At 43.4% G+C, this 9,624-nt stretch carries 7 protein-coding genes and 1 other RNA gene; 5 read left to right on the forward strand and 3 right to left on the reverse strand.

The genetic code is table 11. The annotated features are described in order from the left end of the window. Positions 1-369: 369 nt before the first annotated feature. Both CKO50_RS06360 and CKO50_RS06365 read right to left on the reverse strand, forming a co-directional pair. Entirely contained in the window at positions 370-951 is a 582-nt protein-coding gene (locus CKO50_RS06360; RefSeq protein ID WP_095727477.1) for a GNAT family N-acetyltransferase, read from the reverse strand. A gap of 37 nt (positions 952-988) precedes the next feature. Beyond that, positions 989-2,128, reverse strand: coding sequence for a patatin-like phospholipase family protein (locus tag CKO50_RS06365; protein WP_095727478.1), 1,140 nt, complete (start codon positions 2,126-2,128; stop codon positions 989-991). 554 nt (positions 2,129-2,682) lie between these two features. On the opposite strand from CKO50_RS06365, the gene CKO50_RS06370 reads away from it, so the two are divergent. The 5 genes from CKO50_RS06370 to gmtX all read left to right on the forward strand — a co-directional run bounded on the left by CKO50_RS06370 (position 2,683) and on the right by gmtX (position 8,674). Further along, positions 2,683-3,561, forward strand: a complete 879-nt coding sequence (locus CKO50_RS06370; RefSeq protein WP_095727479.1) for a DUF3014 domain-containing protein — start codon at positions 2,683-2,685, stop codon at positions 3,559-3,561. Between the two features lie 146 nt (positions 3,562-3,707). Next, positions 3,708-3,804, forward strand: an RNA gene (ffs, locus tag CKO50_RS06375) — signal recognition particle sRNA small type. Between the two features lie 184 nt (positions 3,805-3,988). After that, positions 3,989-5,458: a gamma-mobile-trio recombinase GmtY gene (gmtY, locus tag CKO50_RS06380; protein ID WP_095727480.1), complete on the forward strand. Its 1,470-nt coding sequence runs from the start codon at positions 3,989-3,991 to the stop codon at positions 5,456-5,458. Beyond that, positions 5,455-8,043, forward strand: a complete 2,589-nt coding sequence (locus tag CKO50_RS06385) for an integrase family protein (protein ID WP_095727481.1) — start codon at positions 5,455-5,457, stop codon at positions 8,041-8,043. Before gmtY ends, CKO50_RS06385 begins: the two co-directional genes overlap by 4 nt. After that, a complete protein-coding gene (gene gmtX, locus CKO50_RS06390; RefSeq protein WP_095727482.1) occupies positions 8,036-8,674 on the forward strand; it encodes a gamma-mobile-trio protein GmtX in 639 nt (212 codons plus the stop codon). Before CKO50_RS06385 ends, gmtX begins: the two co-directional genes overlap by 8 nt. Before the next feature lie 92 nt (positions 8,675-8,766). Here the strand turns inward: gmtX and CKO50_RS06395 are convergent, their stop codons facing one another. Continuing rightward, positions 8,767-9,390, reverse strand: a complete 624-nt coding sequence (locus CKO50_RS06395; protein WP_095727483.1) for a hypothetical protein — start codon at positions 9,388-9,390, stop codon at positions 8,767-8,769. Between the last annotated feature and the right edge of the window lie 234 nt (positions 9,391-9,624).

Raw genomic sequence — 9,624 nt, forward strand, 5'->3', positions numbered from 1 at the left:
TGAGTAGGAGCAGGTTTATCCTGCGATCTCGTGCGCTGTTTTTGTTGTTACAGATCGCCGCGTAAAACGTCTCCTACAACACAAAGTAGGAGCATGTTCACCCTGCGATCTTGAATGTTGTTTTTGCTGTTACGGCTCGCTACGTAAAGCGTCTCCTACAACACAAAGTAGGAGCAGGTTTACCCTGCGATCTTGTGCGCTGTTTTTGTTGTTACAGATCGCCGCGTAAAACGTCTCCTACAACACAAAGTAGGAGCATGTTCACCCTGCGATCTTGAATGTTGTTTTTGCTGTTACGGCTCGCTACGTAAAACGTCTCCTACAACACAAAGTAGGAGCAGGTTTATCCTGCGATCTTTTATGCTTTTACTACTTATCGAGCTTGCTCAATAAATGCTGCTTAACGGTGGGCCATTCTGAGGCGATAATCGAATACACCACGGTGTCTCTTAGCTCGCCGTTTCTACCGATCTGGTGGCTGCGCAAGATACCATCGAGTTTGGCGCCAAGCCGCTCTATGGCACTTCGAGAAGCATGATTAAAAAAGTGGGTTCTAAATTCAACGGCAATGGCGTCAAAATCTTCAAAAAGTTGCTGTAACAGCAAAAGCTTACACTCCGTGTTAACCGCTGTTCGACGCACTTTATCGCTGTACCAAGTATAGCCTAGCATGGCATGGCGATTGGCTATATCTGTATTGTAATAGCGGGTGGTTCCCACAATTTCGTTGCTGCTATTTAGCTTTACCGCATAGGCAAGATTGCCTTCAGATGCTTGACTTATCGCAGTGTTAACATAGCGCTCCATATCGTCTGGGGTGGGGACATTGGCATACCAAAGCTTCCAAGCTTCACCATCTTTTACTGCCTGTTGCAGCGCATTAATATGTGTTGTTGATAATGGTTCAAGGGTGACATGCTGTCCTATCAGTGGTTTATCAGTTGGCCACATGCGTTACTACTTCCTTATTTTGAATATGGTTTAAATCTTATTTAAGTTCCAAAAACTCTCTCATTTCGTCCAAGCGGCTCATGCCGTCTTCAAATCCAAGCTCAATGAGTTTTTGTGTATAAGTACGCTCAAACAGCAGGTAACTCGTTAAACTCGACGGAGAATGCTTTTTAACCCCCATGGTTCTGAGCAACAGCTTGATTGCCAATGGTATATCTTCGTAATAATTATCTGCGACTTCATTAAAATTAACCGTTGGCTTGATGAGCATATGATCTACTCGCCTAAGCTCTTTGTGCTTTTCTCTGGCCGGTAGCAAACTTACCGTACGGTTGACGCGGTCGAGCCGTTCGATGTCTGAATTTAAGGTATCGCTAAACACACTGTCTAGCAGGTGACCCGCGACCACAGACATTCCCGGAAAATGCGGCTCATAACCGAGCGGTTGTGGTAGTTTAGGCTGCTCAACACCAATCACAAAGATTTTATCCGCACCTAAATGAATGGCAGGGCTAAGCGGGGAGAGCTGGTGGATAGAGCCATCACCATAGTAATGATGCTTAACGCGCACGCTTGGAAACACCATAGGTATAGCTGAACTTGCCATGAGTAAGTCGAGCGAAATTGTGCCCGGAACACCTTCGCGCTTTGAGCGCTGCCAAGGCTCTGCATTGTTCGCCTGATAAAACGCCACAGATTTACCAGTAGAATAGCTCGAAACCGTAATAGCGATAGCATCAAGATAATGGCGGTGTAGATTGTGATCGATACGATTTAAATCAAGCACATTGGCCAGCAGCTTTCGAAGCGGCGAATTATTTAACAAGCTGGCTGGTGGCTGATTAAGGTATTGCGCTTGAAAGCTGCGCATCATATTGGCAAATAAATGGCCGTATGCACCAGTAAACGAGCTTTTGTACACCATGTCGGTGCTAAAGTTCTTCCAAATATATTCCACTTTTTTCACCGCAAGGTGAAAACAAGATGCGTAACAGGCAATTCCCGCCGAGTTAATTGCGCCGGCAGAGGTACCAGTAATGATCTCAAAAGGGAGGGGAGAAGTACGAGGCATACTTTGCGCAAGCGCCTTTAATACCCCAACTTGATAAGCGGCTCTTGCACCACCTCCAGTCAGTAGTAAGGCAATTTTTTTATCACTCGTTCTGTGCTTTCTCAAAAGAGGCCATCCTGCTGTTAAATTTGCTTAATTTAAATTTGGTCTTTTTATGCGCTATTTATCTTTGTTGATGTTGTAATGCTTTAGGTGCAAAGAGTTGATAACTCCAGTAAATGCGTTATTTTTAGTAGTAAAGTGCCACTTTGCCCTCAAGCCGCTTATAGGTTGTTTTATTTATTCTAGTTGAACCTAGCTAAAACCCAAGTTGTCTGAGTGCACATACCCGCGCAACATATCAGGCTATTATTTTGAAATTTAAGCACTAAAGCGCTATGGTGGCACAAACAAATTTTAACAAACTAGCGGTTTAATTTAGTCGCTAATTGGCGCGATTTTGTATTTAATAAAGTGGCAATTTAGCTTAACTTCAATGTACTGAACTTAAGTTCGGTGCTCAAGTATTTTTATTAAGATCAAATGTTTGAACAAGGTGTAGCCAGAGTTTGCACCACAACGCATTTTTTTAGGGTTTCAGCGCGCATTAAGTTATTAGTCAAGTATTTGGTGATAGTTTTACATTAACGCGTATCAACAATGACGAAGAGGGAGTCCCCATGTCAGAGAATCATCAAGAAGGTAATAAAAGACCTTCTAACAGCCAGTTGTTATTTGCCGCGGTAGTTGTACTAGCGTTGATTATTGTGGCTGTGTTTGTGCTAGCACAAAAAGACACTCCATCGACGGAAAACCAAAAGGTAAAACAAGATATTGTTGTGCCTGAACAAACCGAAACGCCACTGGTCAATACCGCAAGAGAAACACCACCAGAGCAAGTGGTTGAGCCTGAAGTAACCTTGCCACCGCAACGAGAGCAAATCGAGCCAGAGCAAGTAGAGCCGGTTGAGCCTGAAGTAACCTTGCCACCGCTTTCACAAAGTGATACAGAAATTAAAGAAGCGATATCAAATTATCTCTCTAATCAAGCGGTAAAATTGCTGGCAGACGATGACGTGATCCGCCGTACGGTAGTTTATGTAGATAACCTAGCAAAGGGTAAAGTGGCAGAAAACCACGCACCAGTGGTGAAGCCGCAAGATGGCTTTAGCGTAATTGATGACGACATTATTATTACCGATCCTAACAGCTACGAGCGTTACACACCTTATGTCGCCATGTTCGACACCATGAGTACCGCGCAAGTGGTTAGACTATACGACCAATACAAACCATTGTTTGAAGAAGCATACGAAGAAATAGGCTACGAAGGAGATGCATTCAACGGCACGTTAACTGACGCAATCGACGAGTTGTTGGCAACACCCATTCCAGATACAGCACTGCCTTTGGTAAAAGACTCAGTTACCTATAAATATGCTTATGCAGAATGGGAGCAACTTTCTCCAGCGCAAAAACAGTTTTTAAGAATGGGCCCTGAAAACATGAAGAAAGTGAAAAAGCGCCTAGAAGAAATTAAAATTGCGTTGAACAAATAAGCACACAGCCTCATAAAATCCACAAAAGCTTGGCAAACTGTTTAAACATCACCCAGTTAGCCAAGCTTTTTGACTTTTCCCTTGCATCCCCCTGCAATCTTCGAGATAATTCTTCCCGCGCCAAACAAGGCCCTCAATGGTAGTCTTATTGGTCCTCTCGCAACAATAGTACGTGAATCTGGTCAGGTCGGGAACGAAGCAGCCACAGCGTATGACTTGTGTGCCGGGATGTGGCTGGTAAGACTGCCACCCAAACTTCCATACTTGTTGTTTGAAGTGTAAGTCTTATTAATAGTATTCAAAACTATACTAAAACATACTAATTCCTATCTTTTTAAAGTTAAAAACTAAATCTCAGTTCATTAGATCAATAGTACTTTCTCTACTAATCTACTAAAACTCTTCAGCACTAATTGGTTTAGTTACCGTGTTAGTCAAAGTTCTTGCGCAAGTTAAAACAGATAATTCAGGCTTATTGATTGAAGTACCTGTGTTGCTTAGCGAATATGGTGTATTCGATCCCTTACTTGATTACGTTATAAGTCAGTCGCACATTAAAAGTTTGCCATGGATGAATCGCATTACGTTTGCTTGCCAGCTTTTGCTCGAATACATGGAAGCCAACACAGGGTTATTTTCAGACGCCAGTAAGTTATTTCAATCATTTGTAATGCGTTTATCGTTGGGTACCATTAGCCCAGAAGGGAATGACCCATCGGGTTTATACTGGCTACCTCGTTCTACAGCAAACGTAAATCAACTTTTATCTGCGCTAAATGGCTTAACGGATTGGCTCGCCAATAACAGAAATACAACTAGCTTAAACCCATTTGAACAAGCCAGCTCTCATCAAGAACGCCTTAACTATGCTGCATGGTACAAACGTAACCAGTACAACTTTTTAGGCCATATCAAAAGTAACCCTTTACCTAGTGTGCTTAAAACCGTGCGCAAAGTACGTGGCAAAAAGGATGTGCTAAAGGTTGACGGTGATGCCATTTCATTTCCAGAAAAGCTCTTTAAACCCTTTTTTATCCAAGGTTTAGGCAAAGCCAGAGATAAGCGCGTGGCACTGCGTGATCAGCTTATTGTGCTGCTGATGCATGGCACCGGTATACGGGAAAGTGATGCTTTGCACCTTTGGGTAGATGATGTGTTTTACGACCCAGAAAACCCAAGCGGTGTAATAGTACGCTTGTATCATCCTGAAGATGGCAGAGCACCAAATAATTGGACTGGCCGCAAACGACAAAAAACACGCGCAGCGTATTTGTCTGAGAACTTCAACCTAATTCCTCGTAACCGCATGACGGGTACCGGCCGAATTGGCTGGAAAACCAAAGTAGTTGATGATGACGAAAACTACATTCAACTGCACTGGTTTCCTGCCTTTTACGGCGAGCTATTTGCCAAGTTGTGGCAGCAATACTTACTTTACCTATTACCGTTGCCAAGAATGCACCCTTACGCATTTGTGTCTTTTTCGCAAGCGCATGAAGGCCAATCACTCACCCTAAACGCGTTTAACCAAAGTTATAAAGCGGCCATGGCTCGCATCAACCTTGTTGTGTCAAAACCCGAAGGACGAACCCCGCATGCTCACCGTCATGCTTATGGCAGACGCATGTCGAGCGCGGGCATTGATCCAAGGCTGATCAAAAAGGCACTCCACCATGCTTCGTTGTTATCACAAGCCGTATATACCCAACCCAGTATTAGAGATGTGACGTTGGCATGTGAAAGAGCGTCAAAAAACCTTGATGGTCAACACTATGCCGAGTTTAAAGAAGACGTCAGCGTGAGCTGGCAAAACGTGATGGAATCGGGCTTTGAAGATATTGATCCAGATGGGCTATTTAGCGGTAAGTACCCTAAATTAAGGAGATATAAACCATGAAAACACAGGATTATGAGTTCAATTGGTTTATCAAGAAAAACGGCTCAGGTTGGGAAACATGGCGGGAGTTGGCCTCTGCTTGGCTTGAACAAAAGCAATACGGCATTGACCACTCACGCGCAGCTATTTCACGCTTTTTAGACGAATACTTGGTACCGCGATTTATTATCGACCCCATTGAGCTTTTTACACTGGCAGATCAAGACTACAACAAATTTCTTATGTCGTTTGAGCTGAACGAAGGCTACCGTGTTAGGCAAAACAACGATGTATGCCGCTTTATTGATTGGATAATTGATACCTACTACTCAGAGCCAGATGATAATGGCGATCCTGTACCGCTATTCCAAAACCCCTTTGATAAAGAGCAAAACCCTGTAAGACGGCAGGAAACGGTCTACAACGCTTTACCCTACGCCTATATTAAGCAACTGCGCAGCATATTATGCCCCGCGCCTCGGGGTCACTTTAAGCAATGGCAGTGGGCCATCGACTACAGTGAGATTTTCTTCACCAATGCTCGTTTTTTAAAAGACTGGATTTTGGTTGATGAGTCGGTGATAGACAAAGCAGACCCCGATTGTGTTTGGCAAAAACACACACTAGATAAACAGCGGCAAATAAGAATCGATGGCGCACTTAGAACCTTAGAAAAGGGTGACAGCATTTACTTAATTTGGTCGCCCGTTCGTGCTATGGCTTTGTATCTTAAATTGCAGCTACCTTTGCGAACCTTTCAAGTGCGAATGCTGGACTCGGGTGAGGCTGATACATGGCGTTACAGTAATGGCGAGTGGCAAATGAATACGCAACACCCTTTTGCTGAAGGCAGCGATAAGCGCCCATGGCAAAAAGGGGTATTCCACCGCATTATTACACCAGATATTGGTGATGTGATGACGGGCATGTACATAAACACCAATAAAACCGCAGATAGAAACAAAGATGAAATAACTCGGGGATACGTGATCCCTTGGCAACACGAAGAGGTGTTGTATTGGCTAGAAAAGCTCAGAAACTGGCAAGAAAAGTACAACCCAATAAGTAAACCTACCTCTATTTACGACTTAGACTACAAGCACTTTGGTAGCACTAAAACCAAAATTCAACGCAGTGAAATTGGTGATATTTGCTTTTTGTTTCGCAATGCTGCTGCGTATCGTAAGCGCGAACGGCGTATGCCAATTACAGATGGTTATGTTAACGCACTTTGGGTGGCTTTGCTTGCCCAACTCGAACACGATGTGGCGAAAAAAGAACATACTTTAAGAGATGGTGCCAAAGTGCATTTTGTTGACCCTAAAAATGCCAGAAGGCCGCTATTCCCTTTACATGCATTACGCGTTTCTTTGATCACTTGCTATGCCATTGAGGGGGAAATACCGACACCGATATTGTCAAAGCTGTTGGTTGGCCACAGTCGTTTGATCATGACTTTGCACTACACCAAACTCACGCCTGTGATGATGGCCAAGAAAATGCGTGAGGCTGAAGGCAAAATAATTGACAAAGCAGACGATAGCTTGCAGTCATTCTTGGCCAATAAATCCATTGAAGAAATCGGCTTGCAAGCCGCATTCAAAGATATTNAATCGCTACAAACTGCATTGAGAGTGCGCAACCCTGCTGGGTGGCAAGAAAAGTCGATAGGCATTTGTTTAGCAGGAGGCAACACCTCGCCTTTGGTTGAACATGCCTCTATTGCTGGGTGCTGGAATGGCGGCGATAAGCTCAAAAAAGCGAATCGAAACCAAGCCGATTTACACGCGCCAGTACCCCATGGCATTGAAAACTGTATTCGCTGCCGCTGGTTTATTACCAGCATCCGCTATATTCAAGCGCTTACGGCTCACTTTAACAACCTAAGCTATCACGCCACAGAAGCGGCCAAAATTGCTGCGGGACTCGAGGGCGAGCAAGCGAGCTTATTGGATGAAGAATACTTTTGTGAAGTAAATGGCACCCCATTTAGCAAGCGCGACCAACTAAACAGCATAGACAGGCGTATTGAGCGACACAAAACCGAAGCCGATGAATACTGCAAAGACTTAGTAGCATGTTTTCAGGTGATCCGTAGGGTACTAAGTATTGAACAAAATCGGGAAGAACACGACTGCAAAGACAAAGTAATTGCGCTTGGCTCGGCACAAGACATATCACCATTCTTTAGCTTTTTAGACACGAAATCTGAGTTTAGGCAGCTGATCCAAATCTGCGATGACGCAGAGGTATTTGCAGACTTAAAAGATGACTTAAAGAAAACCACGGCCATTAATCACAGATCAAACATGCTAAACACCATGCTAATGCGCATGGGCTACCAACCAATCCTGATGCAGCTCGACGACGAAGCGCAGCTTAAGCTTGGCAATGTGATGGTCAATGCCATGCTAAATGCCACTAAAGAACCAGACAAAAGCAAAGCCATGACAATGCTTTCAACTTACCTTGATACTGAAGCTTACTTGAAAGACGCAGGCCTGCTCGAGCAAGGTGTACAAGCGATTGAAAGTAACACAGGCATTAGCATCAGAACATTAGCAAGCATGGCAACAGCCACTTTAGGAGTGAAGAAAAATGGCTAATCCAGTTGACCCAACCCTAGTGCTGCAAGAGCTATGCGCAAGCGCCACCGCAAGAACCGCCAATGCTTTAACGGTATTGAATGCAGTGCTTGAGCAACAAAGTAGAATAACGCCTCTCGACTTTTCTATGGCAACGATCGGACGGTTGTCAAAAGAACAAGGCGGTCCATCAACACAAACCATCCGTAATCGCACAGGCAAGCACTTTCAGCAATTAATTGAGGCTTGGGCAGCCTATGCAGGCACAACGTGGAAAAAGCCACTCTCAGTGCGCCAAAAACAGCTATTGAACAGTAACGACCAACATATTCTGGATGCCATCGACGACCCTGTGATTAGAGCCGTCGTAGGGTCATTGATTGCCGAACGTAACAAATACCGTGACCAGCTCAACACGTTAAAAGCCAACTCAGACTTGTTTATAGACAGAACTAAAGGCGATAAAACCAACACCACACTTGAAAACAAACGACTGGTACCGTTGGAAATTGAAGCCATTAAAGCCGCAATTTCTGATGCGTTTTTCAATAAACAAGACTGGGAAGTTATGCCCACAGGCCAAGTCAAAGATGCTGATGGGAACGAAATTTATAAGCGTGGATATGTGAATGGGTTGAGGAAGGTGGTTTAAATTAAAATAGCGAACAATTTTTCATTCGGATCATTAACGCAGAGTCATAATATGAGGTTTATGCCGGAGAGCATAAACCTCATAGCTTAATGCTACGCTTCGTATCCCCAACTGATAGTTACCGAAGAACTGATAGTTTCAAGTCGGCAAAGTGTGGAGGAAAGTCCAAGGCGTGCTAACTGAACATGAGATAGGGGTCGCTTTTGTGTTATTTCTAAACTTATACCTGCTGCATATTTTCCTAACTCAGTTGGGGTAAATAGGTGCTGAGATATAATAGCTACATTGTCACTGCTCGGTTCTAAAAAACCCAACTCTACATGTTCTTCAAGCATATTAAGATCTCGTATAGACTTCCTCATTATGGCTTGTTCTATCAAGCTAGTATGTACTTTTTGCTTGTTCACGAATGAGGAGGCTACAGCCCATTTAAGTTGAGCTATACCATAATTCGGGAGTTCTGCTTGTAAGCGATTAACGATAGCGTAAAAGTTATCTTTGTTCGCCAGAACAATTTCAGAGCGGTCATCCGAGTAGCCTTTTATCTTTCTGATGAAGTCTTGCCAACTATGAAAATTACCTATGCATTTTACCCAAATTTCCTGAAAATTTGTACACGTCGGTAAGTGGCTATTAGAAAAGTTTCTCAATGAAAAACGGACTATACTACTTTGATGTTTAACATTAGCAATTATAGGTAGGTCATGAAATGACATAATAATTCCTATTATATTTATTTACAGTTCGCCACTAAACTCTAAGTTAATAGAAATTAAAATAAAAATGTATGTATGTGTTTTTTTCACCAACGTGGCTAGGTCAGCTGTTCTCTCAGCTAAACTAAGCCTAACAAATTTTGTTTTCTAGTCAAGGGGGGTTGTTTGTTGTGGTTCAATAAACCCGGACACTATTTTAGGTGGTATCATTACCACTCAACTAGAGGTGTCCAA

The organism is Pseudoalteromonas sp. HM-SA03, assembly GCF_002289345.1.
In the GTDB taxonomy this organism is placed as follows: domain Bacteria; phylum Pseudomonadota; class Gammaproteobacteria; order Enterobacterales; family Alteromonadaceae; genus Pseudoalteromonas.

Bases quoted from the DNA above. Each gene is read 5' to 3' on its own strand.
- CKO50_RS06360 (WP_095727477.1), bottom strand. From the start codon at position 951: ATGTGGCCAACTGATAAACCACTGATAGGACAGCATGTCACCCTTGAA.
- CKO50_RS06370 (WP_095727479.1), top strand. From the start codon at position 2,683: ATGTCAGAGAATCATCAAGAAGGTAATAAAAGACCTTCTAACAGCCAG.
- gmtX (WP_095727482.1), top strand. From the start codon at position 8,036: ATGGCTAATCCAGTTGACCCAACCCTAGTGCTGCAAGAGCTATGCGCA.
- CKO50_RS06395 (WP_095727483.1), bottom strand. From the start codon at position 9,390: ATGTCATTTCATGACCTACCTATAATTGCTAATGTTAAACATCAAAGT.